Here is a 22872-nt window from a genome sequence, read left to right as displayed (position 1 = left end):
ACTATGACAACGCTCTTGCCCCTCGAGCATGCGGAAACCGACGCCGACGTCGCGGCTTGTTTCGAACTCATGCAGCAGTTGCGCCCGCACTTGAGTGCGCCTGACGAGCTGGTTGCGCGCGTTGCCGTTCAGCGCGCACAGCAGTACCGACTGCTGGCTATGTGGGATGGCCGCAGGCCGGTGGCGTTAGCGGGTTATCGTCAGGTCGATAACTTGATTCACGGCCGCTTCCTCTATGTCGACGACTTGGTCACCGATGAGCGCGAACGAGGCCGAAGCCACGGCGAACGAATGATCGATGCGCTTCGCGAGATCGGGCGCAGCCATCGATGTGGGAAGCTGGTGCTCGACACCGCGCTGTCGAACGTCCTCGCCCAGCGCTTCTATTTCCGTGCAGGCATGCTGCCGCGCGCGCTTCGTTTTTCCGAGGATCTTCAGTGATGGCGCCGTGCGGCACCTGACATTCGCTTAGCCGCCAACGCGTACGATCGCCTTTCCGAAATTCTTCCCATCCAGCATTCCCATAAACGCGGCCGGCGCATTCTCGAGCCCGTCCGTAATGTCTTCGCGATAGCGAATCCGGCCGTCGGCGATGCCCTTGGAAACGGCGTCGAGGAAGGCAGGGTAATGCTCGTCCGCGAATTCGTAATTGATGAAGCCCCGCAGTGTCAGGCTTTTACTCAATATTTCGCGCATCGTTCGCGGCAAGCGGTCCTGCGCCGTGTTGCCGCTTGGGCCGTTGTATTGCGCGATCAGCCCGCAAACAGGAACGCGAGCGAACGTATTGAGCAACGGCAGCACCGCATCCCAAATAGCCCCGCCGACGTTTTCGAAGTAGACGTCGATACCGCGTGGACACGCGGCGGCCAAGGCATCGGCAAAATCGGATGAACGGTGATCGATGACGGCATCGAAGCCAAGTTCGTCCTTGACGTACTCGCACTTCTTGGCGCCGCCGGCAATCCCAACGGCGCGTGCACCGACCATTTGCGCGAGTTGGCCGACGAGCGAGCCAACGGGCCCGCTCGCCGCCGCAACGACAACGGTTTCGCCGGCCTTCGGCTTGCCGATCAGATGAAGGCCGGACCAGGCGGTGAAACCGGGCATGCCGAGCACGCCGAGTCCCGTGGTCAATGGCGCCAGCGACGGGTCGAGTTTGCGCAAGCGCGTGCCGTCGGACGGCGCATAGTCACGCCACCCTGTGTGCGCGAGCACGATGTCCCCTACCTTGTAGTCCGCGTGATTCGACTCGACGACCTCCGACACGCTTTCACCCACCATGACGTGACCCACTTCAACGGCGGCCGCATAGGACTTGGCTGCGTCCATGCGCCCGCGCATATACGGGTCGAGCGACAGATATAGAACGCGAAGCAACAGGCCCCCCGCGGGCGCCCGTGGAACGGGGACCTCTTCCAGACGGAAATTGTCCGGTACCGGACGTCCGGACGGGCGGGAGGCAAGGACGATTTGTCGTGAAGTGGAGGGCAACATGGCGTGAGGACTCCTCGAGCGTAAAAGCGAATGATGAGCGTCAAGCGGCTGGTTGACAAGGCACATCGATTTAATTAACGTTCTATAACTGAACGATCGTTCGCTATGAGGAGACGACATGCAATCGGACAATGCGCGGCCGAAGGTCGTGCTGGTGATCGGCGCGGGAGACGCAACCGGGGGCGCGATCGCGATGCGCTTTGCCCGAGAGGGATACGTCGCTTGCGTGACTCGCCGGTCGGCGGACAAACTGGAGCCGCTTGTCGGCCGGATTCGGGAGCAGGGCGGCAGCGCCTATGGCTACGGGAGCGACGCCCGCGAGGAGCAGGACGTCGTGGCGCTCGTCGAACGCGTCGAGGCCGAGCATGGGCCGATCGAAGCGATGGTGTTCAATGTCGGCGCGAACGTCCCCTGCAGCATCCTGGAAGAAACGGCGCGCAAGTATTTCAAGGTTTGGGAGATGGCATGCTTCGGCGCATTTCTCACCGGCCGAGAGGTCGCAAAGCGCATGGCCGCGCGAGGGCGCGGCACGATCCTCTTTACCGGGGCAACGGCAAGCGTGCGCGGCTCAGCGAATTTCGCGGCATTCTCCGGCGCGAAGCACGCGCTTCGCGCACTCGCGCAGAGCATGGCACGGGAACTGGGCCCTAAGAACATTCACGTCGCGCACGTGATCGTCGATGGGGCCATCGATACGGACTTCATCCGTACGACGTTCCCGGAACGCTATGCCCTGAAGGAACAGGACGGCATTCTGAATCCGGAGCATATCGCCGAGAACTACTGGTATCTGCACCAGCAGCCGCGCGACGCATGGACGTTCGAGCTGGATCTGCGTCCTTACATGGAGCGCTGGTGATTTCCCGATCTGCGCGAGCGCGCATGAAAACGCGAGACTTACTTCAGCCCGTCAAGGCCGAGCGCCTCGCCGAGAAAGCGCCGGCTCGCACGGAGTATCTCCTTGCGGGTACGTTCGCTCTCCACGGTGCGCGCGAGCAAAAGGGCGCCGACGCATTGAGCGATCGCTGCCCAAGCGGCATCGGGATCGTCGAGGTGCGCGCTCCAATTGTTGCGGATGCGTTTGAGCGAGTTTTCTATTTCGGTACGCGCGGCGGGCGTGGCGCGCGCGATTTCCGGCGCGAGCGTCGGCAGCGCGCATCCCGATTCGGGATGCATGGCGTGGTGCGTGCTCAGGTAGCTGCGCAGACGCTTGGCGAGATCGTCCGCGGGGGCATCGGCGTCTACCGCAAGAATGTGCGCGCTGTTGGACGCTTCCTCGCCCACGAGCGCATCGAACAGCGCCTGCTTGGAGGGAAAGTGATTGTAGAACGCGGCGCCGGTCAACCCGATCGATGCCATCAAAGCATCGATTCCCGTGGACGCGAAACCGTCTTTCTTCGCAATGGAGCGGCTACTTTCTATGAGTTTGCGTCGCGTTTCCTCTTTGTGCGAGTTCGAATAGCGCATGGCCTGCAAGGGTAAATAGGGTTGATCGAGGATAGCATGAGCCTCGTTCAGTTAACGATAGTTCATTAATTCATTAGTTCAATAGTGCATGACCGAACTTCGAGCCGCGCATGACGCGTGCCGGGCAGGGAGCGGGTTAACGCAGCGATAAGGGACATGGCAGATGACGAAGACCGTCGAGTTCTATTTTGACTTTGGAAGTCCTACGAGCTATCTCGCATGGACGCAACTTCCGCGCATCGCCGCGGAGCACGGTGCGCAACTCGCGTATCGCCCCGTTCTTGTAGGAGGGATACACAAGGCGACGAACAATAGTTCGCCCGCGGCCATTCCCGCGAAACGCAATTGGATGTGGACGGACGTCGCGCGCTTTGCGCGGCGTTACGGCGTGCGATACGAGAACAATCCGCATTTCCCGATCAACACCCTGATGCTCATGCGCGGGGCGGCCGGCGCGCAGATGCACGATGAGCAGCTGTTCCTGCGCTATGTCGACGCTGTATTCCGGGCGATGTGGGAGCGGCCGTGCAACCTCGGTGACGCGTCCGTCCTCCGGACGGTCCTGGAAGAGGCCGGGCTCGATTCGGCCTTTCTGTCCGAGCTTGCCGAGAATCCCGCCGTGAAGGGCAAATTGAAGGCGGATACCGAGGCCGCCGTGGCGCGAGGGCTCTTCGGTGTCCCCACCATGTTCGTGGGGGACGAAATGTTCTTTGGGCAGGATCGGCTCGACTTTATCGAGGAGGCCCTGCGCTAATGGGCAAAGTCCGGGCTGTGATCGGGGAATCTTCCCCGATCAGCCGGCCGGAATCGTCACGATCGGCGCTTTCGAACTCGTATCGGCTTCCGCGAGCGCCATCAGATCCTGCACGACGGTAAACGCATATTTCGAATCGAAGTCGTTGCTGTCGATCCAATAGACGGTCTTGTCGAACGGAATCGCAACGTAAGCGTCCGTGGGCGCGGCCGATCCGGAATGAACGACGATCGTCGATCGCGTTTCCCCGCCGATGAGGCCAACCGTCGGCTTCGTGGCACCGCTTGCCACGCTGGCGGCCGGAACGTCGATCTGTGCGCCGAGATCGGTCAAGATGCCGAGAGCCGAACGCGTCATCAGCGCAATCCGCCCAGGCGTGGCCGTCTGCCCGTAGACCACTTCGAAACTGCCCGTGTCGTGCGGCAAGTGCAGAAGCTGCTTCACCAGGCGGCGATCGGCCGCGGCACCGGGCGGCTCTTGGCTATCGCTCGGCACGGTGATGACGAGAAAGACGTGATTCGTGCCTTTCTCGTTGCGAAGCTCGACGTTCAGTTCACCGGCCAGTTGCAATCGCCGCGCCGCATGAATCAGTTGGAAGAAACCGGGCGTACCGGCACTGCGCGAGCCGCCGAGCGCCGTGCCGTTGAGCAGGCCGTCGATCGACTGCGCCGAAATGCGCAGCAGCAAGTCGATCGGTATGCCGCCTTGCGCGAGCGGCAGCACGAGCGTCGGTGCCAGCGGACGAATATAGGCCGTGGCGAAGGCATCGCCGGTCGTCGGTGTGAACGTGAACGTCGGGTGATTCGAATAGGACACCGAACCATTTGCAAGTGCATAGTTCGGTTGCGCGCCGGAGCCTTCGTTCAACGTGGTCCCGACCGTTGCATCGAATGTGTAGGCCGCGATGATCTGGCTGACGGTGAGAAACGAGGGAGCATCCGCGAAGCGCAATTGAACCATTGCATCGAGAATGGCCCGCTTCTTAGCCATGCCGAGCGCACGCGCGTAATCGACTTGATCGGCTTTGAGATGTGTCGGGCCCATGTGGGCGCACGACGTTACCAGGCAGGCCGTGCAGACGGCCAGCAGCATTCGGGCGACGAGTTTCATCGAAAATGGGCAGAGATGAATTGAACCATCGCCCGAGACAGCATGCTGCGTGCCCGGTAGTCAGCGGTTCTAAAGCGATGTAAACGAAGAAGCCGGCGATGCATCGATGTGCATCGCCGGCTTCTCGAGCGAAGACTGTGAGCGCAAAGCCCTCGAGCTTCACGCATCGGCGCCGGCCAACGCGCGAAACTCGGTGTGCGTCAGTCGACGAGACGAATCCCGAATACGGTCGCTTGCGACCGGCGCTGACGCTCGGCTTCGCGGTGGCGCGCTTCGAACGAATAGTCCGTATCGAGCGGCAGGTGGGGCGAAGCGAAGAAATCGCTGATCTTTTGAACGACGGCAAAGAAAATGAGGCTCATGGCGACTCCCGGTTGAATGCGGCTAGGTGTTATCCCTTAGTTCGTATTCTAGGGTTTTCCCTAGATTCACGCTAGTGCATCGCACAAAAAATTTCGAGAGAGTGCCGTCTAGAGCCTAAAAGAGGCCATGCCGCGTTGCACAATCGCAACAACCGGCAGAACTTACAGGTCGCGCGCCCAGATCTGCCCGACGAGATCCTTCCCGAAGCTGTGGTGCGGTTCTTCCTCGACCAGCCGGAAACCGGCTTTTTCGTAGATCCTGCGTGCGTCGACGAGCACGCTGTTCGTCCACAGCATCATCTTCTTGTAGCCCGCGAGCCGGGCGAAGCGCAGACATTCGTCGACGAGGCGATGCCCGATCCCGAGGCCCCGCGTGCCGGCATCGACATAGAGCAAGCGCAATTTGGCGGTCTCTTCGTCCTGCTTGACGACGAACACCGAACCGACCGGCTTCCCGTCTTTCTCGGCAATCCAGCATCGCTCCGCTTTCGGATCGAATTCGCGAATGAACTTGGCGACGATCTCTGCCACGAGTGCCTCGAATTCCGCGTTCCATCCGTACTCCTGCGCGTACAGCACGGCTTGGCGGCTGACGATCCAGCCCATATCGCCGGGCTGCGGGTCACGCAGGATGTAGCTGCGGTCGGTCTCGCCGAGCAAGGCCTCGATTTCGGCCATGGCGCTCACCAATTGCTGCTGGGCAGGCTCCGCGAGCCGCTCGAGCATCGCGCCAACCTCGCGCCTCGATGCGTCGTTCAAGGGTTGAAACGTCGCGCGCCCGGCGTCCGTCAATTGCAATTGCGCGACGCGCGCGTCGCCGGCCGAGCGCATCTTCACGAGCAGCCCTTTTTTCTCGAAGCCGGTCATGACGCGGCTCACGTAACCCGCGTTGAGCCCCAGTTCGCGGCACAGATCCGACGAGGTCAGACCGTCGCGGTGGGCCAATTCATAAAGGATGCGCGCCTCGGTCAACGAGAATTCGCTATCTAGCAGATGCTCGTGCAGGACGCCGATCTGCCGCGTATAGAAGCGATTGAACCGGCGGATGGTCTCTGCGCGATCTTCGAGCGGGCGGGCGGACATAGTGGGTCTCTATATGGTTGCCTTTAGCATGGTTATAGTTGCTTAAGGCAACTAAGTCAATGGAGGGGCACCCGTCGCACCCCTAGTGCCGGCCATTCGGGCGCGGACGCGTGCTCACCTTCCCGATAAATAGGAAATCTCCGGAACCTCTTGACAGCAATAAAATGATCTTCAAATAATCAGACGTCAGACCAATTTGATCGCAGCCCGGTGGGAAATTCGGCGGAAATCGGAAACGACCGCCGAGGGATGGCTGCGCGCGAAAAACATGAAGGAGACGTCTTGGAAATTCAGCCCTCGTCCATGGCGGACGACGCGGGAGACCGGTTGCGCTCGATGCGGCCTCGCCGCGTATCCGCGCGCCGGTTCCAGTTCGCGTTGGAGCCGTATTTGTACATCGCACCGTCGGTCGTCCTAATCGTCCTGATCGTGCTCATCCCGCTCGTCGTGGGGCTGTCGTACGCATTTCACGACGTATCGCTGCTCAATCCGGCAAGCGGCGAATTCGTTGGGCTCGATCAGTTCCGGCAGCTAGCGGCCGACGACAATTTCTGGAACGCGCTGCGCAATACGGTGACCTGGACAGTCATGTCGGTGTCGCTGCAATTCCTGTTCGGCCTGATCTTGGCGCTCAGGCTCAGCCGGCCTTTTCCGGGCCGGGCGCTGGTGCAGGCGCTGACGTTCCTGCCGTGGGCGATTCCCAGTTATCTGACCGGCCTCGACTGGGCGTGGCTGTTCAATCCGGTTGTCGGCCCGTTGCCTCATTGGCTCCACGCGCTCGGGCTCATGAGCACGCCGGTCAACGTATTGTCGGACCCGCAGCATGCGCTGTGGGGCCCTGTCATCGCGAACATCTGGTGGGGCATTCCGTTCTTCGCGATTACGCTGCTCGCGTCGTTGCAGTCGATTCCGCCGGAAGTGTACGAAGCCGCCGCCATCGACGGCGCTCGCGCTTGGAAGCAGTTCCGGCATATCACGTTGCCGCTGCTCGCGCCGACGATCGCGATCACCGTTCTGCTGCGCACGGTATGGGTTGCTAACTTCGCCGACCTGATCGTCGTCATGACGCACGGCGGCCCGGCCGATTCGACTCAGACGCTGTCGAGCTACATCTTCAGCCAGGCCTTCGAGCGGCTCGACTTCGGCTACGCGTCGGCCGTCGCGGCGGTATTGCTCGTGCTGTTGCTCGCCTATGCCATGGCACTCATGGCATTGCGCCGGCTCGTCAAACGGAGGGTATAACCATGCGCATTTCAATGAACCGCGTGGGCTACTGGTCCGCGCACTACCTCGTCGTCGGCGGCTTCGTCGCGTTCTCCTTGTTCCCGTTGTTTTGGATGCTCAAGGTCTCCGTCACGCCGAATCATTTGCTCTACACAGAAGGGATTCGCCTGTGGCCGTCGCATACGAGCTGGGACCATTACGTCTCCGTCATCCGTCACACGCAGTTTCCGCGCTTCTTCCTCAATAGCGCCATTGTGTCGGGCATGACCTCGCTGCTCTGCGTGCTCGCGGCCGCCGCCGCCGGCTATGGATTCTCCCGCTTCGAGTTTCGCGGCAAACAAGCGATCGTCGGTCTCATGCTCGTGACGCAGATGTTTCCGCTGTTGCTGATTCTTGCGCCCATCTTCAAGATGCTCGCGCACGTCGGGCTCACGAACAGCCTCACGGGGCTGATCGTCGTCTATACGGCATTCAACGTTCCATTCGCCGCGTTTCTGATGCAGTCGTTCTTCGACGGGATCCCGAAGGACCTGGAGGAGGCGGCGATGCTCGACGGCGCGACGCGCTTCCAAGCGCTGGTCAAAATCGTATTGCCGCTGACGCTGCCCGGCGTGGCGGCGACGATCGGCTTCGTCTTCACGGCCGCGTGGGGCGAGCTGCTGTTCGCGCTGATGCTGAACTCGTCGGCGGACAAGAGCACGTTTCCGATCGGCCTCTTGAGCTTCGTATCGAAGTTCTCCGTCGACTTCGGCCAAATGATGGCGGCGGGCACGCTTGCCCTGATTCCCGTCTGCGCGTTCTTCTTTCTGATTCAACGATATCTGGTGCAAGGCCTCACGGCCGGCGCCGTAAAGGGATGAAAGCATGACAGCGATTTCAATCGAAGGGGTGAGCAAGCACTACGGCGACGTGCCGGTCCTTCGCAACATCGACATCGAGATTCGCAGCGGCGAATTCATCGTCCTCGTGGGGCCGTCAGGCTGCGGAAAATCCACGCTGCTACGCATGATTGCCGGGTTGGAAAGCGTCGGGGAGGGGCACATCCGGATCGGCAATCGCCTCGTCAACGAGTTGCCGCCGAGAGATCGCGATCTGGCGATGGTGTTTCAGTCATACGCGCTTTATCCGCACATGAGCGTCGCGGACAACATGCGCTTCACGTTGAAGCTGCGCAAGACCGCCGAGCAGCGCATCGAGGAATCCGTCAACGCGGCGAGCGCCAAGCTGGGCCTTAACCGCTTGCTGGGACGCAAGCCGCGCGATCTGTCCGGCGGGCAAAGGCAGCGCGTCGCGATGGGGCGTGCGATCGTGCGGCAGCCGCAAGCCTTTCTGTTCGACGAACCGCTCTCGAATCTCGACGCACGCCTGCGCGAGCAGATGCGCTACGAGATCCGCAAACTGCAACGCGACCTAGGGGCGACCTCGATTTACGTCACGCACGATCAGATCGAAGCGATGACGATGGCCGATCGCATCGTTGCGCTCCATGCCGGCGATATTCAGCAGATCGGGCCGCCGCGCGAGCTTTACGACGATCCCGCCAACGTCTTCGTCGCCGGATTCATCGGCTCGCCGGCGATGAATTTTTTGAAGGGCGAGCTGACCGGGGACCGGAGCCTCGTGACGATTGCAGGGCATTTTCTGAGGTTGTCCGGGCGAGCGATGGCAGGCGCCGAAGGTCAGAGCGTGACGGTCGGTCTGAGGCCCGAACGCATCGTGCTGTCCCCGCTCTCGCCGAATCTCACGGCACGCGTAGAAAACGTCGAGACGACGGGGCTTGGCGTCATTGTTCATCTCGACTGTCACGGGCAGCCGATGACGATCTTCATGACGAACCTCGCCGCGCCGAACGCGGGCGAGATCGTGGGGTTGCGGATCGACCCGGCCGACGTGCTGTTGTTCGATCCCGACAGCGGGCAGCGAATACGCGTGGCATGACGCAGCGATGAGGTGGTGAGGTGCTGAGGTAACGGAGTACAGGGGTATAGGGGTACAGGGGAAATGAGCGAGCAGGACTTGCAAAGGAGCGTAGCGATGACCGAACCCGACCCGTAACGGCGCCAAGCCAGCAGTGGGGGCAAGTGCTCGTTATAAAATGGTCTGATATCTGCTCAATGGCCGTTCAGCCGTCGAGCACGGGGAATATCAACAGGAGCCCATGCCATGTCCCAATCTTCGCAAAGCCGTGCGCCAGGCAAGCCTTCGCTTGCGCGCATCACCGTGACGGATCGAACGAGCGCTGTCGCCGAATCGCTGGCGGAGTGGATCGGCCGATCCGGTCTCCAACCCGGCGATCGTCTGCCGACGGAGCGTGAATTGATGGAAACGTTAGGGGTGGGCCGATCGACTGTCCGTGAGGTGATTCGGCAATTCCAGGCGCGCGGCATCGTCGAATCGCGGCAAGGCAGCGGCACGTATCTGTTGCGCGCGATTTCGAGCGAGACGATCCACGTTCCGCTGACGATCGATCCTGGCACGGCCGTGGTGCGGGACAAGCTGATGCTGACGCTCGAAGTGCGCCGGGGGCTCGAAGGCGAAGCCAGCGCGGTGGCCGCGGTGCGGGCGACGCGCAAGGACATCGCGAAGATCGAGCAGGCGCTCGACATCATGGAGCGGCGCCATCGGGCAGAGGGCGGGGCGGGCGACGAGGATCGGCGCTTTCACCTCGCGATCTACGACGCGACGCACAACCCGCTGTTTCGCCAACTGCTGGAACAGATGCAAGACGCTTTCGACAGCTTCTTCAAAGAACCATTCGACCGGCCGGATTTCGCGCACCGCTCATTCCGATTCCATCGAGAGCTATTCGATGCGATCCGCGATGGCGACGCGGCGCTTGCGCGCCAAAAGACGCTCGACATCCTCGCCGTGGTCGAAGACGACATCAAGGAAATGTCCAAATGATCGACAACCTGTCGCCGCACTCGGGCGACGCTTTGGCGTACGCACAGCTCGTGCTCGCCCACGACGATGCGCAGCCTTACGACGCCGTCGTGCCGCCGATCGTGCAGACCTCGCTCTTCACGTTCGGCACCGTTGATGAAATGTCCCGCATGTACGCGGGCGAATTGAGCCGCAATGTCTACTCGCGCACGACCAATCCGACGGTCACGCTGTTCGAGCGCAAGATCGCGATGCTCGAATTGGCCGATGACGCGATCGGGTTCGCTTCGGGCATGGCGGCGATTTCGGGCACCGTCCTGGCGTTCGTCTCGCCCGGCGACCGCATCGTCTGCGTGCGCTGCGTCTACCCGGACGCATACCGTTTCTTCGAGACGTTTCTGAAGGCATGGGGTGTGTCGGTCACGTACGTCGACGGCGCGGACCATGCGGCCGTGGAAGCGGCGCTGCCGGGCGCGAGGCTGCTCTATCTCGAGAGCCCGACGAGCTGGCTCATGCAGGCGCACGATGTCGGCGCGCTGGCGTCGATGGCGCATCGGCACGGCGCGCTTTCCATGATCGACAACTCGTGCGCCACGCCGATTTTCCAGCAGCCTTTGAAGCTCGGCGTGGACCTCGTGCTGCATTCCGCGACGAAATACATCAGCGGCCATAGCGATACGGTTGCCGGCGTGGTGGCCGGCCGGCGAGAACTCATCGACTGGATTCGCCGCACCGTTTGTCCTTATATCGGCGCGAAGCTCGCCCCGTTCGATGCCTGGCTCCTGCTGCGCGGGCTGCGCACGCTGCCGTTGCGGTTGAAGGCGCACGAAGCGGCGGCGCTGACGATCGCGCGGCGCCTTTCCGAAGAGCCGGGCGTGACGCAGGTTCATCATCCGCGGCTCGAGTCGGACTTGCCCGCTGGCCTGACCGGAACGTCGGGGCTGTTTTCGTTTTCGGTCGACGAGACGATCGACGTCGCCGTGTTCTGCGACGCGCTGCGCCTCATCAAGCTCGGTGTCAGCTGGGGCGGCCATGAGAGCCTCGTGGTGCCCGCGCTCGTAGCCAGGCGTCAGGCTGCCGGGCCGAACTCGGTGATCGATTTCAATGTGACTTCGAGCGTGATCCGCCTTCATATCGGGCTCGAGGGGACCGAGGCGCTTTGGGCCGACATCGCTCAAGCCCTTGCATTGGCACGCGTTGCTCAACCGCGGTAAATCGAAGAGGAGACTGACTGAAATGCCGAAGAAACTGCTGATCGCCGGTGCTGTCTGCGCGCTTGCCGGCGCGTATGCCCACGCGGATACCACGATCAAGCTCGTGGAAGTGCTGACGAGTCCCGAGCGAACCGAGACGCTGCAAGGGCTCGTCGCTTCGTTCGAAAAGAACAATCCCGGCACGCATGTGGAAATCACGTCGCTGCCGTGGGGGCAAGCGTTCGAGAAATTCGCGACGATGGTATCGGCCGGCGATTCGCCCGACGTGGTGGAGATGCCCGACCGGTGGCTGTCGCTCTACGCCGGCAACCATGAGCTCGAGAGCCTCGAGCCGTATCTGGCCAAATGGAATGCCACCGCCGACCTCAACGCGCGTGCGCTGGAGAGCGCGCGCAACGTGAACAAGACGGCCTATGTGCTGCCCTATGGCTTTTACCTGAGAGCGCTGTTCTACAACAAGGTGTTGTTCAAGCAAGCCGGCATTGCCGAGCCGCCGCGCACGACCGACGAGTTCGTCGCGGACGCGAAACGGATCTCGGCGCTGCCGGGCAAATACGGCTACTGCCTGCGCGGCGGCACCGGCGCCACGACCAGCTGGATGATGTTCGGCGCGACTGCAGGCGGCAGCAACACGTTCTTCACCGCGGACGGCAAGTCCACGCTGGCCGATCCGGCCTGGGTCAAGGGAACGACCTGGTTCGCGAATCTCTACAAACAGGGGCTCGCGCCGAAAGACAGCGTCAACTGGGGCTTCAACGAAGTGGTCGCCGGATTCTACTCGGGCACTTGCGCGATGCTCGATCAAGATCCCGATTCGCTGATCGCGATCGCGCAGCGGATGAGCCCGGACCAATACGGCGTCGCCCCGATGCCGACTGGGCCCTCGGGCAAGTCGTTCCCGATCATGGGCTTCGCGGGGTGGTCGATCATGGCGGCGAGCACGCACAAGCCGCTGGCCTGGAAGCTGATTCAGACGCTCGACGATCCGGCCGGCAATCTGGTTTGGAACAAGCGTACGGGCGCTTTGCCGATCTACAAGAGCGCGGCCAAAGATCCGTTTTACGCGAAGGAGCAGTACAAGGCGTGGTTCGACGAACTGGACGACAAGAACCAGGTGCCCACCATGTTGCCCGAGGACGTGCCCGGCTACGCCTATTTCGATTCGATGCTCGTCACGAAGTACGGACAGCAGACGCTGCTCGGCCAGATTTCGCCGGCCGAAATGAATACGCAGTGGGCCAACTATTTGACGAAGGCAAGACAGAAGCAGCTGGCGGGTCGGTGATCGACGGGCTGAAAGGCCCGATTCCGCTCTTCCACGATTCCGCTATTCGATAGAACAGTCCAATTTGGAGACGATGCAATGCTCAAGAGGTCGGTTTTTTCGCGTTTAGTTTGTTTAGGATTCCTAATTAATATCGGATCGGCTCACGCACAAAGTTCCATGACGCTCTACGGCATCATGGACTACACGTTCCTCGGCTACATCAAGACGGATCAGGGCGGCGTCTGGGGCAACCTGGCAGGAAGCCGTTGGGGCTTGAAGGGGACGGAGGATCTTGGCGGCGGCTTGTCGACGGTCATGCAGTTGGAGAACGGTTTCAACGCCGCGAACGGCAAGCTCGGTTCGAATAACACGCTGTTCAACCGGCAGGCCAGGTTCGGCCTGAACAGCACGACCTGGGGCACCGTCACGTTCGGCCGCCAATACGATGCGTCGGTCGACATGGTCCAAGCGATCTCGGCCGACAACTACGGCTCGGCATTCACCACACCGGGCGACGTCGACAACAACGACAACTCGCTGCGCCAGTCGAACTCGGTCAAGTATGTGAGCCCGAGCTTTGCCGGATGGCGTGTCGAAGGCACGTATGGCTTCAGCGGGCTGGCGGGGCACATCGGGCAGGGGTATTCGTACAGCGGGGGCATCAGCTACAACCAAGGCCCGCTGGGCGTTGCCGCGAGCTATTTCCAGGCGACCAATCCCAGCACCGCAACGGGCGCGGCCCGCACGGGCTGGGTGGGATCGTCGGCCGATTCGCTGTTCGACGGCGGCTCGATCAACAATGCCTACCAGAGCGCGCATACGCTGGCCATCGCACAGATCGGCACCCAGTACGTATGGCAGAAGCTGACCGTCGGCGGCTCCTACAGCCACTCGGCCTTCCGGCCCGACGGCGAATCGACGTATGCGACGACCGAGCAATTCAACAACGGCAAGGCGTTCGTCGCCTACCAGTTCGCACCGGCGTTCATGATGGTGGCCGGGTACGCCTATACCGCGGCATCGGGCGACACGTCCGCGAAGTACAACCAAGCGAGTCTCGGCGCGGACTACCTATTGTCGAAGCGTACCGATATCTATTTGCAGGCGGCCTATCAGCGTGCGAGCGGAACGCAGCGCCTCGCGAACGGCGGCACGCAGGCCGCCAAGGCGACGATCGGCTCCTATGGCACTGACGGCGCGGCCTCGCAAACGCTGCTTCAAGTGGACCTGAGACACCGGTTCTGATCGACGCCGGTCCAATGCAGGCCGCCGGCCGAGCGCCGGCGGCCCAGCACCACTAACGAAATCCTTTCATCGCGCCTAATATTTCCTTGTGGAATGCTTGTTGCGGCAACCCTCGAGGCGACGTGGCGCGACCCGTACGCGGCGCTGCACCATCGCCGCCGGGCGCATGGGTCGGGCGTGCGGCAGGCTCCAATGTGTTGCGCACAATACATCACACTGTGATATATATAGCGCCACCGGCCGGAGTTGTTCGGCCCTTCGACAAGGGATGTTCATGAGCGATGACAAGGGCGATTTCGCAACAGACGTCCGACTTTTGCGTATCAGCGCGATCGCTGCCGCCGGCGGCGCATTGAGTACGATTGCGGCGGATTTTCTTCTGCACTTGATTCGATTTTTCACGAACCTGTTCTTTTTCCAGCAGATCTCGACGGCGAACCATTCCCCGTCGGGGAATGCGCTCGGCTGGATTGTCGTCGTTGTGCCGGTGGTCGGCGGGCTGCTCGTGGGGGTGATCGCCCGTTACGGCTCGGAGCAGGTTCGCGGCCACGGCATTCCGGAAGCCATCGAAGCCATCCTGTTCGGCAAGAGCAAGATGTCGCCGAAGGTGGCCGTGCTCAAACCGCTCGCCTCGGCGATCGCGATCGGCAGCGGCGGGCCGTTCGGCGCGGAAGGCCCGATCATCATGACCGGCGGTGCGATCGGTTCGCTCATCGCCCAGTATTTCCGTCTGACGAGTGCCGAAAGAAAGGCGCTGCTGGTGGCCGGCGCCGTCGCGGGCATGACCGCGGTGTTCGGTACGCCGGTTGCATCGGTGCTGCTCGCGATCGAACTGCTGCTGTTCGAATTGCGGCCGCGCAGCCTGCTGCCGGTCGCCATCGCATGCGCGGTGGCCGGATTTACACGGCCGCTGCTGCTCGGGTCGGGGCCTTTGTTTCCGTTGCATACCGCCGTGCTCGGCCCGATCGGTCTTTTGTCGTCGGCCGTCGCGGGCGTGATCGCCGGCGCACTGTCGTGGGGCTTGTCCACGTGGCTCTACAAGGTCGAGGACACGTTCGGCAAGCTGCCGATCCATTGGATGTGGTGGCCGGCGCTGGGTGCGATCGTCGTCGGCATCGGCGGCTACTTTCAGCCGCGCACGCTCGGCGTCGGCTACGACGTCATCGGCGATCTGCTGCAAGGCCACCTCGTGATGCACGCCGTGGTGTCGATCGTCGTCATCAAGGCGATCATTTGGGTTATCGCGCTGGCGTCGGGCACGTCGGGCGGGGTGTTGGCGCCGCTGCTCATGATGGGCGCCGGCGTGGGCGCCATCGTCGGGCCCTACATGCCGGGCGGCGACCCCGCGGTGTGGCCGCTCATCTTCATGGCCGCGGCGCTCGGCGGCATGATGCGCGCGCCGATCATGGCGGCGGTCTTCGCATTCGAGCTGACCGGCGATGCGAACGCGTTGCTGCCCCTGCTGGCCGCGGCATCGGTCGCGTATGGGTTCACCGTCTTGCTCATGCGCCGCTCGATTCTCACGGAGAAGATCGCGCGGCGCGGCTATCACATCTACCGCGAGTACAGCATCGATCCGCTCGAGCGGCATTACGTCGAGGAAGTCATGTCGCGCAACGTCGCGACGATCGATGCGAAAACCATCGTGGCCGACGTGCTGAACGACCACTTCGGCGCGCACCAGAAGTTCCGCGCTTTTCCTGTCGTCGACGCCGCCGGCGCGCTCCTGGGGATCGTGGATCGGGCGCTGCTCGATCGGCTTGCCGCTCAGAACATCGAGGCGCCGGTTGGTACGTTGTTTGCTGGATCGGTACCCGAGGTCGCCCTGCCGGGCGAGACGTGCAGAAACGTGGCGGCTCGTTTCGCGGTGAAGGGACTCGATCGCGTTCCTGTGGTGGAAGAAAAGACGTTCCGTCTGCTCGGCATCGTGTCGCGGTTCGACCTGCTCAAGCCGTCGACGGCCGTTTTCTCCGAGGAGCGCGAACGCGAACAGTTCCGGCACCTTTGGACGACCACCAGCAGCGAGGCCGCTTCGCCTCACAAGGACGAAGACGCGTCGAAGGAGGCCGTCGGCGTCGTTCGGCAAAAGATCACGGCGCGAGAAGATGCACCGGGCGCGGAACGCAAGACCAAATCGACGGTCGTACGGCAGGAGTGACGATGTAGCCGATGGAGCCCATTGCCTCTTCGATTACATCGGTAACGAAAGCCACCGGCCCCGCCGGTGGCTTTCTTCATCCAATCCCGGTAGGATGAAACCGCCCGATGGCCGGCTTTGCCGGCTCGTCGGATCGAGCAGTCAAGCGCGAGTTGGAACGACATTCCCACCTTTTGCGTATTGGGGTAGCGAGGCACATGACGCTGTTGCACATCCTAGGCATACTGTTCGACACGATCGCCGTCCTTTGCGCGGCGGGTGCCATACTCGGCATCGTTTATACCCTGCTGGCGAGTGCGCTGGCCGGCCGTTTCTTCGCCCGCCCCGCGGCGGTTCCGATGCGATTCCCCGGCATCACGCTGGTCAAGCCGCTGCATGGGGACGAGTGGCAGCTGGCGGATCATCTCGCGAGCTTCTTCGAGCAGGACTATCCGGGGCCGATCCAATATCTTTTCGGTGTCCACGATCGCAAGGACGATGCGCTCAAGGCGGTCGAAGCGCTGCGCGCGCGCTATCCGCAAGCGAAGATGACCGTGGTGACGGACGCCCGGCTTTATGGGCCGAACCGGAAGATCGCGAATCTCGTCAACATGCTCGACTATGCCGAGCATGACGTTTTATGTTTTGCCGACAGCGACGTGCGTGTCGAGCAGTCATTTCTTCGTCATATGATCGGGACGCTGCAGGAGCCCGGCGTTGGTCTCGTGACCACCGTCTATCGCGGTCTGTGCGCTCCGGGCTTCTGGCCGCGTGTCGCGGCCGCGATGACCAACTACCATTTCCTCCCGGGCGTGATAACCGGGCTGGCGATCGGCCGAGCCAAGCCATGCTTCGGGCAGGCCATCTTGATGACACGCGAGACGCTGGCAGGTATCGGCGGCCTTGCCCAGTTCGCGCATCACTTGGCGGAAGACCACGCTGTCGGAGAAGCCGTGCGCCGCAGCGGCAAGACGGTCGCCATTCCGTCGCTGATCGTGCAGCACGCCTGCGTCGAAAACACGTTCGCGAAGCTCTTCAGCCACGAGTTGCGCTGGAGCCGCACGATACGCGCCGCCGATCGCTGGGGCCATCTCGGCGCGGTGCTGATGCATCCGTTCGCGCTTGCCCTATGCGCGGTCGCGTTCAGCGAAGGGGCGAGCGCGGCCTGGATGTTGGCGTGCGCCGCGCTGCTGGCGCGCGCGATACTCGTCAAGCAGGTCGATCGCGCCACGAATAACGGAACGAGAACGCAAGGGCTGCTGTGCCTGCCGGTGTGGGACATCGTACAATTTGCGATCTATGTGGCGAGTTTCTGCTCCTCGGGGGTGGTGTGGCGCGGCACGCGTTTTCGCGTGGACGACCACGGCATGCTGTCGCCCGTCTACGAGAAGTGAGCCGAAAATGAGTCGAACGCGATGCCGATGTTCGTAGCACGGCGGGGCTTGGACGCAAGAGCGTGCCGCCGATGAAGCACCTTGGCCGTATCGCTGCTCTGGTGGGGTTCGCCGTCGCCATCTGGCTCGTGTGGCGCGACCATCCGGAAACCGTGTGGCACTTGATGCGCAGCGCGGGCGTCGGTCTGGTCCTGGCGGCCTGCGTCCATATCTTTCCGATGTGCGCGAACGCGTGGGATTGGCGCATGCTCATTCGCCGAGCCGAGCGTCCGTCTTTCGTGAAGATGCTCAAGTTCGTCTGGCTCCGGGAGTCGATCAACGGCCTGCTGCCCGTCGCTCGGATCGGCGGCGAGATCGTTACGCTCCGTCTGATGGGCCGCGCCGGTGTGCGGCCGGCCACCACACTAGCCAGCCTCGTCGTCGATACGCAACTGACGTTGATCAGTCAGATCGTATTCGCGCTCGTTGCATGCGGCTACCTGCTGGGGCACTCGAGTTCAGGCGCGGCCCATTTCGCGAGAACGCTCGTCTGGAGCATCGCCGGCATCTTGCCTTTGCTCACGGTCTTCATCCTCCTTCAGCACGCTCGTCCGTTCGAACGCTTGGCGCGAACGCTGAACCGTGTCACGAGCGGGAAGATGCTCGACCTTGTCGGGAAATCGGTGCGAGTCGACCAGTCCGTCATGCTGATCTGGCGGCAGAAAGGCGTCGTGACCCGCTATCTGATCATCTGGCAGACGCTCCAGTGCGCCGGTTTTGCGCTCGAAATCTGGATCGCGCTGCGTGTGCTCGGCACGGATGCCACTTTCTTTCAGGCGTTCGTGATCGAGGCGTCGATTCAGTTCATCAGCAGCGTCGCCTTCCTCGTGCCGGGCAACCTCGGTGTGCAGGAAGGCGCCTTCGTCGTGATCGGCGGCATGCTCGGCTTCGATGCACCTACGTGCCTTGCGCTCGCCGGCGCAAGGCGCATTCGCGATTTGCTGTTCTATGTTCCCGGGCTGGTTGCCTGGCAGGTGAGCGAACATCGGTTGCCGCGCGCGCAGAGGCACGAGGTCCGGCCCGCCATCGTCGAAAAGCACTGACGCACGAACCGCGGCGCGGGCGCTTGCCGGGGTGGGGTCAATTAATAAAATTAGTAATTCGGCCTCCCTCGTTGAACGCCGTCAATCCCTCATGAGCTTCGATCGCTCCGATGCACCTTGATGCACATGGCCATAGCGGGAGAGCCATAGCAGGCATATAGGGGAATGTCCTAGGCGCTTTTCTAGTAATAATAAATAATATTATATCTGCCGACACCTGCTACGACCGGTCCTTGGTCAACAGGCGCGCCATCGGGGCGTGCGACCTGAGCTCGAGGTCGGCCTATCACAGCCTATGCCGACGCGCAGTGGCGCCGGTTATATCTAGATCGTCGTGCCGCACCGGCAACGACTTCCTGTCGATTGCTTAGTTGTCCTGAATGATTTTCATGTAATCCGATACGCGCTTATTGGAGGGGTCATGACGTTTAGAGCAGCTGGACTGGTTTGTTTGTTGTTGTCGGCCGCCGTCGGGCTGACAGCCTGTAACGGCGACTCGTCTCCAGGGTCGTCGCCGGCTAGCGTGGCGAATGCGAGTACGACGCCCTCGAGCGCGGTGCAGTCGAGTGCAAATGCGCTGGCCGAGGTAGGCGCGTCCACGCCGCTGCCATGCGATGCGGCGGGCAGTGCGGGCACGCCGTGCTCGGCGGCCCACAGCGTGACGCGTCTTCTGACGCAGCATTACACGGGGCCGTTGTTCCGGCTCGTGCGGGCATCCGACGGGGCGTCTCAGGATATCTATCCGTACACGTCGCAAACGCTGCCGCAGGGCGTGAAGCACGCGATGATCGGCACGACCAACGTGAACAGCGTCAAGACGTTCTGCAATAACACGACCTGCGCGGTGTCGTACATCTACGACCAGATCGATCTCGTTTCATCCATCAAGGGCGGGGCATTCGGCAACGTGCCGGCGACGCTCACGCTGAACTCGGACGGCACGCAATCGCTGACGCTGCCGACGAGCGGTCCCGGCTCGCAAACGCCAATGACCGTACCGGTGTTGAACGGGTTCGCGACGATCACGCTGCCTGGAACGCAAGGGCAACTGAAAGTCCAGCTCCTGCAGCCTCCGGTTGCGCTGACCGCCCAAGCGCCGTCGGAACAGCTGACGGTCGGTAACGATCTGCCCGCGGTGTCCGGCGGCTCGGCGCAGCTTTCGCTGGTCTCGGCCGACGGCAGCCAGATCCCCGCGTTGTCGACGCTGGCGGGCCAGGCGTATCGCAATCGTTTCGGCACGGTGAACCAGTCGATCGGCGACAGCGATATCGCCGAGTACATGGTGGCCGGAGCGCAATACGATCAGTCTTCGCCTTGCTGTGGCACGTACGGCAATATGGAAAGCAGTGCCAACCCGAGCACCTATGCGCACGGCGAAGTGGAAGGCGAGATGTTCGCGCTGGCGTTTTCGGATGGCGCGGCGGCCGTGTTCGGCTATTGCGACGGCGATTCGAACCAGTCCCCGACCACGAAAGATCCGGTGTGCAATGGGCTCGACGTCAACTGGCCGGGCGTGGATGCCGAAGCGGGCGTTTATCTCTACGGCCCGCAGCAGGCGTCGAACGAAAAGTTCGTCACGGTGCTTTCGAAGTACTCGCCGAACACGGCTTCGAATATTTTTGCGGTCAAAGGCGGCTCGGCGTCGCAGGGCGTGCTGACGGCGCTTTACGACGCGGCGCCGCCCCAGGCTTATATCTTCAGCAATAACGCCGGCCACGTGTTCAACGGCCAATGGCAAGGCGGTCTTTCGCTCGGCGAGGGCGGTGACGGCAGCGCGGCGCCCGTTCAGTTCTACGAAGGCGCGATCATCACGAAGGCGACGACGAGCGCGACCGACAACTCGATCCAATCGAGCATCGCGAGCTTCTACGGACCGCCCAAGGATCCGCATCTCGCTGCTTGCTATGCGGGCAATCTGGTCAATTCGCCTTTGAGCCTGATGGAGCCGGAAGCGTGGAGCCAGAGCAGCGGCGGCACGGCGCAAGCGGCCGCTGACATCTACGGAACGAGCCAGCGCGCGGCGTTGCTGACAAATACGAACGGTTCGGCGTTCGCCAACATCCACGAAGTTATTCGCGTGCAGGGAGGACAGACGTATAGCTTCAGCGACTATGTCGAGGCTACGACGAATGCGACCGCGTTCCCCGGCGGATCGATCCAAACCGACGACTCGGGCGGCACCGAGTTCGCCTGGGTGCTGAACACGAACACGGGCAGCATCGTGCGCGGCACCTGGGGCGCGGGGCAGCCGACGGCGCTGTCGGCGGTCAAGGTCGGCACCAACTGGTGGAAAGTGACGATGACGTTCACCGCGCCGGCGGGGTCGAACAATGCATCGATCTTCATCGATCCGCCCACGTCGAACGCAGCCGGTGCACGGTCGCAGCAAGCGTCCTACCTCACCGCGACGCACTACTGCCCAAGCTTGGCGATGGTGCCGGGTTCGAACATGTAGCGATGTAGGGGGCGCCGGTCGATCGACTCCGGCTGTCCGCGTGGACGATTCACAGCCGCATGTGTCCGCGCGGACGTAAGGACGTCAGACGTGGGTCACGGCGCCAGCGGCAAGCAGATATCGATCAGCAAATCGGCGGGCGCCGTGTCTTTCGGGTTGTTCAGATACTCCTCGAAAGCGGGCGCGTCCGCCGCTTCGTCATTGGAGTTGACGAGCCACTCGCCATAAAGCCACTGATACGCGGCGGCCATGTCGGCATACGGTCCCTTGTGCCGCAATACCGCGTATTTTCCACCGGCGACACGCGTGAGGTGCAAGGGGCTACCGGCGATGTCCACGGCACGCGGCAGCCAAACGCCGGCGTTCCGCTACTGCGCGGGCGGTATGCCGATGACCGCGCCGAATGTCCGCGTGAAGGATTGCAAACTGCCGTAGCCGGAGCGATTGCCGATGTCGTTCATGACGGTCGTCGGAAGAGGCGATGAAGGGCGCGATAGCATGCGCGGATTTAGCAAATCCTTCGGTTTTTGCCGAGTGCCGTTCGGCGCCCATGCCTTCGTCGGGTACCATGTACCGGTTTTTGTCGCGGTTTAGCATTTGAGAAACAGTGAACGAAGGGGTAGGCGATGGGACAAGCGAAGCAGCGCGGCACAAAAGATCAACGTGTCGCCGAGGCGAAGGCAAAGATAGACGCGTTGCGCCCGGAAAAGCTGGTGTGCGGTTCGTGCAAAACGGCGTTCACGGATTTCGACGCCATGAGCACGCGGAATATGCCCGGCATCCATGCGGCGTTCGGCGGCATCTGCCCGTCGTGCGGAGAAACGGTGCTCGCGTTCAGCGGCGAACAAGAGGCGGTGGCGAATGCCATGATCGCGTGGCAGGACGCCATGGAGGACGAAAGCAAGCTCGGCAAGCAATCGGGGAGCGGCGAGCACGTGCCGTTCGAGGAATGAGGACGTCGGCAAAGAAAGTCGGAAAACGAGCGGCAACGACCAGGAAAACAACATGACTGTCCGTTATCGGCACTACAAGGGTGGGCTCTACGAGCTCGTGTGCGAGGCGACAATGGAGGCGGACCACACGCCGATCATCGTGTATCGCGCCGCGAACGGCTCGATCTGGTGCCGGCCGAAGGCGGTCTTCTTCGAGATGGTCGAAGTGGACGGTGTGAAAGTCCAGCGCTTCCAAGAAATCGACTAATCGGCAGAGCGACATGACCCATCCGAATACGGCCGTGATCGAGCGATTTTATCAAGCGTTTCAGCGGCGCGATGCCGAGGCGATGGCGGCATGCTACGCACCGGATGTGATTTTCAGCGACCCGGTATTCGGCGAACTTCGCGGCGATGAAGCACGCGACATGTGGCGAATGCTGGTGTCGCGCGCGCAGGAGTTCACGCTGATGTTCAGTGACGTGAGCGCCGACGATCGCGGCGGCAGCGCCCGCTGGATCGCGAGCTACCTGTTCAGCCAGACGGGCAGGCGGGTCGTCAATCGGATCGAAGCGCAGTTCGTGCTGCGCGACGGGCTGATCGTCGGCCATCGGGATCGCTTCGATCTCTGGCGATGGGCAGCCCAGGCTTTGGGGGCCAAGGGAGCGTTGTTAGGGTGGGCGCCGTTCGTGCAGAACGCGATTCGTTCACAGGCTAAGCGCGGTCTCACCGCGTGGCGGGCCAAGGCGGCGAACGAGAACCGATGAGC

At 62.3% G+C, this 22872-nt stretch carries 23 protein-coding genes and 1 pseudogene; 17 read left to right on the top strand and 7 right to left on the bottom strand.

Going from position 1 to position 22872, the window contains the following annotated elements:
- Nucleotides 1–69: 69 nt before the first annotated feature.
- Nucleotides 70–441 (top strand): GNAT family N-acetyltransferase, encoded by a 372-nt coding sequence (locus DWV00_RS22280; protein WP_342766999.1) that lies wholly within the window; start codon nt 70–72, stop codon nt 439–441.
- Nucleotides 442–468: 27 nt separating this feature from the next.
- On the opposite strand, the gene DWV00_RS22275 is transcribed toward DWV00_RS22280, so the two are convergent.
- A complete protein-coding gene (locus DWV00_RS22275) occupies nt 469–1494 on the bottom strand; it encodes an NADP-dependent oxidoreductase (protein ID WP_115535786.1) in 1026 nt (341 codons plus the stop codon).
- Between the two features lie 118 nt (nt 1495–1612).
- On the opposite strand from DWV00_RS22275, the gene DWV00_RS22270 reads away from it, so the two are divergent.
- Nucleotides 1613–2353, top strand: a complete 741-nt coding sequence (locus DWV00_RS22270; RefSeq protein ID WP_115535785.1) for an SDR family oxidoreductase — start codon at nt 1613–1615, stop codon at nt 2351–2353.
- A 38-nt stretch (nt 2354–2391) separates the two neighbouring features.
- Here the strand turns inward: DWV00_RS22270 and DWV00_RS22265 are convergent, their stop codons facing one another.
- Nucleotides 2392–2961 carry a TetR/AcrR family transcriptional regulator gene (locus DWV00_RS22265; RefSeq protein ID WP_115535784.1) on the bottom strand — a complete coding sequence of 190 codons (570 nt, stop codon included), beginning with the start codon at nt 2959–2961 and terminating at the stop codon, nt 2392–2394.
- A 163-nt stretch (nt 2962–3124) separates the two neighbouring features.
- On the opposite strand from DWV00_RS22265, the gene DWV00_RS22260 reads away from it, so the two are divergent.
- Entirely contained in the window at nt 3125–3715 is a 591-nt protein-coding gene (locus tag DWV00_RS22260; protein ID WP_115535783.1) for a 2-hydroxychromene-2-carboxylate isomerase, read from the top strand.
- A 39-nt stretch (nt 3716–3754) separates the two neighbouring features.
- On the opposite strand, the gene DWV00_RS22255 is transcribed toward DWV00_RS22260, so the two are convergent.
- From DWV00_RS22255 to DWV00_RS22250, 3 genes are all read right to left on the bottom strand, one after another.
- Nucleotides 3755–4825 carry a hypothetical protein gene (locus tag DWV00_RS22255; RefSeq protein ID WP_115535782.1) on the bottom strand — a complete coding sequence of 357 codons (1071 nt, stop codon included), beginning with the start codon at nt 4823–4825 and terminating at the stop codon, nt 3755–3757.
- A 200-nt stretch (nt 4826–5025) separates the two neighbouring features.
- The gene (locus DWV00_RS34165) at nt 5026–5187 is read right to left on the bottom strand and encodes a hypothetical protein (RefSeq protein WP_181885556.1); all 162 of its coding nucleotides are present in this window, start codon (nt 5185–5187) and stop codon (nt 5026–5028) included.
- Between the two features lie 162 nt (nt 5188–5349).
- Nucleotides 5350–6270, bottom strand: a complete 921-nt coding sequence (locus DWV00_RS22250) for a bifunctional helix-turn-helix transcriptional regulator/GNAT family N-acetyltransferase (RefSeq protein WP_115535781.1) — start codon at nt 6268–6270, stop codon at nt 5350–5352.
- Nucleotides 6271–6552: 282 nt separating this feature from the next.
- On the opposite strand from DWV00_RS22250, the gene DWV00_RS22245 reads away from it, so the two are divergent.
- From DWV00_RS22245 to DWV00_RS22195, 11 genes are all read left to right on the top strand, one after another.
- Nucleotides 6553–7512: a carbohydrate ABC transporter permease gene (locus tag DWV00_RS22245; protein ID WP_220274724.1), complete on the top strand. Its 960-nt coding sequence runs from the start codon at nt 6553–6555 to the stop codon at nt 7510–7512.
- Between the two features lie 2 nt (nt 7513–7514).
- Nucleotides 7515–8354 (top strand): carbohydrate ABC transporter permease, encoded by an 840-nt coding sequence (locus DWV00_RS22240; protein ID WP_181885555.1) that lies wholly within the window; start codon nt 7515–7517, stop codon nt 8352–8354.
- 4 nt (nt 8355–8358) lie between these two features.
- Nucleotides 8359–9432 (top strand): ABC transporter ATP-binding protein, encoded by a 1074-nt coding sequence (locus DWV00_RS22235; protein ID WP_115535780.1) that lies wholly within the window; start codon nt 8359–8361, stop codon nt 9430–9432.
- 225 nt (nt 9433–9657) lie between these two features.
- Nucleotides 9658–10398 (top strand): FadR/GntR family transcriptional regulator, encoded by a 741-nt coding sequence (locus tag DWV00_RS22230; RefSeq protein ID WP_115535779.1) that lies wholly within the window; start codon nt 9658–9660, stop codon nt 10396–10398.
- On the top strand, nt 10395–11591 hold the full coding sequence (locus DWV00_RS22225) for a PLP-dependent transferase (protein WP_115535778.1): 1197 nt from the start codon (nt 10395–10397) through the stop codon (nt 11589–11591). Before DWV00_RS22230 ends, DWV00_RS22225 begins: the two co-directional genes overlap by 4 nt.
- A 22-nt stretch (nt 11592–11613) precedes the next feature.
- Nucleotides 11614–12876, top strand: coding sequence for an ABC transporter substrate-binding protein (locus tag DWV00_RS22220; protein ID WP_115535777.1), 1263 nt, complete (start codon nt 11614–11616; stop codon nt 12874–12876).
- A gap of 78 nt (nt 12877–12954) precedes the next feature.
- On the top strand, nt 12955–14103 hold the full coding sequence (locus tag DWV00_RS22215) for a porin (protein ID WP_115535776.1): 1149 nt from the start codon (nt 12955–12957) through the stop codon (nt 14101–14103).
- A 274-nt stretch (nt 14104–14377) separates the two neighbouring features.
- Nucleotides 14378–16261 carry a chloride channel protein gene (locus tag DWV00_RS22210; RefSeq protein WP_115535839.1) on the top strand — a complete coding sequence of 628 codons (1884 nt, stop codon included), beginning with the start codon at nt 14378–14380 and terminating at the stop codon, nt 16259–16261.
- A gap of 197 nt (nt 16262–16458) precedes the next feature.
- Complete coding sequence (hpnI, locus tag DWV00_RS22205) at nt 16459–17634, top strand: bacteriohopanetetrol glucosamine biosynthesis glycosyltransferase HpnI (RefSeq protein ID WP_115535775.1); 1176 nt, start codon at nt 16459–16461, stop codon at nt 17632–17634.
- Between the two features lie 71 nt (nt 17635–17705).
- Nucleotides 17706–18716, top strand: a complete 1011-nt coding sequence (locus tag DWV00_RS22200) for a lysylphosphatidylglycerol synthase domain-containing protein (RefSeq protein WP_115535774.1) — start codon at nt 17706–17708, stop codon at nt 18714–18716.
- Nucleotides 18717–19137: 421 nt separating this feature from the next.
- A complete protein-coding gene (locus DWV00_RS22195; RefSeq protein ID WP_115535773.1) occupies nt 19138–21171 on the top strand; it encodes an arabinofuranosidase catalytic domain-containing protein in 2034 nt (677 codons plus the stop codon).
- Between the two features lie 95 nt (nt 21172–21266).
- Here DWV00_RS22195 and DWV00_RS34385 read toward each other — a convergent pair.
- Both DWV00_RS34385 and DWV00_RS34990 read right to left on the bottom strand, forming a co-directional pair.
- Nucleotides 21267–21533, bottom strand: a pseudogene (locus DWV00_RS34385) (AraC family transcriptional regulator); the annotation flags it as partial.
- Between the two features lie 6 nt (nt 21534–21539).
- Nucleotides 21540–21632 (bottom strand): helix-turn-helix domain-containing protein, encoded by a 93-nt coding sequence (locus tag DWV00_RS34990; RefSeq protein WP_220274723.1) that lies wholly within the window; start codon nt 21630–21632, stop codon nt 21540–21542.
- 165 nt (nt 21633–21797) lie between these two features.
- On the opposite strand from DWV00_RS34990, the gene DWV00_RS22185 reads away from it, so the two are divergent.
- From DWV00_RS22185 to DWV00_RS22175, 3 genes are read left to right on the top strand one after another with little or no spacing between them, the layout of a single operon-like run.
- Entirely contained in the window at nt 21798–22124 is a 327-nt protein-coding gene (locus DWV00_RS22185; protein WP_115535772.1) for a hypothetical protein, read from the top strand.
- A gap of 52 nt (nt 22125–22176) precedes the next feature.
- Complete coding sequence (locus tag DWV00_RS22180; RefSeq protein WP_115535771.1) at nt 22177–22371, top strand: DUF1653 domain-containing protein; 195 nt, start codon at nt 22177–22179, stop codon at nt 22369–22371.
- Between the two features lie 13 nt (nt 22372–22384).
- The gene (locus tag DWV00_RS22175; RefSeq protein ID WP_115535770.1) at nt 22385–22870 is read left to right on the top strand and encodes a nuclear transport factor 2 family protein; all 486 of its coding nucleotides are present in this window, start codon (nt 22385–22387) and stop codon (nt 22868–22870) included.
- Nucleotides 22871–22872 lie beyond the last annotated feature (2 nt).

This window comes from Trinickia dinghuensis (assembly GCF_003367175.1).
In the GTDB taxonomy this organism is placed as follows: Bacteria; Pseudomonadota; Gammaproteobacteria; order Burkholderiales; family Burkholderiaceae; genus Trinickia; species Trinickia dinghuensis.
This window is presented reverse-complemented; position numbering and strand designations above follow the sequence as displayed.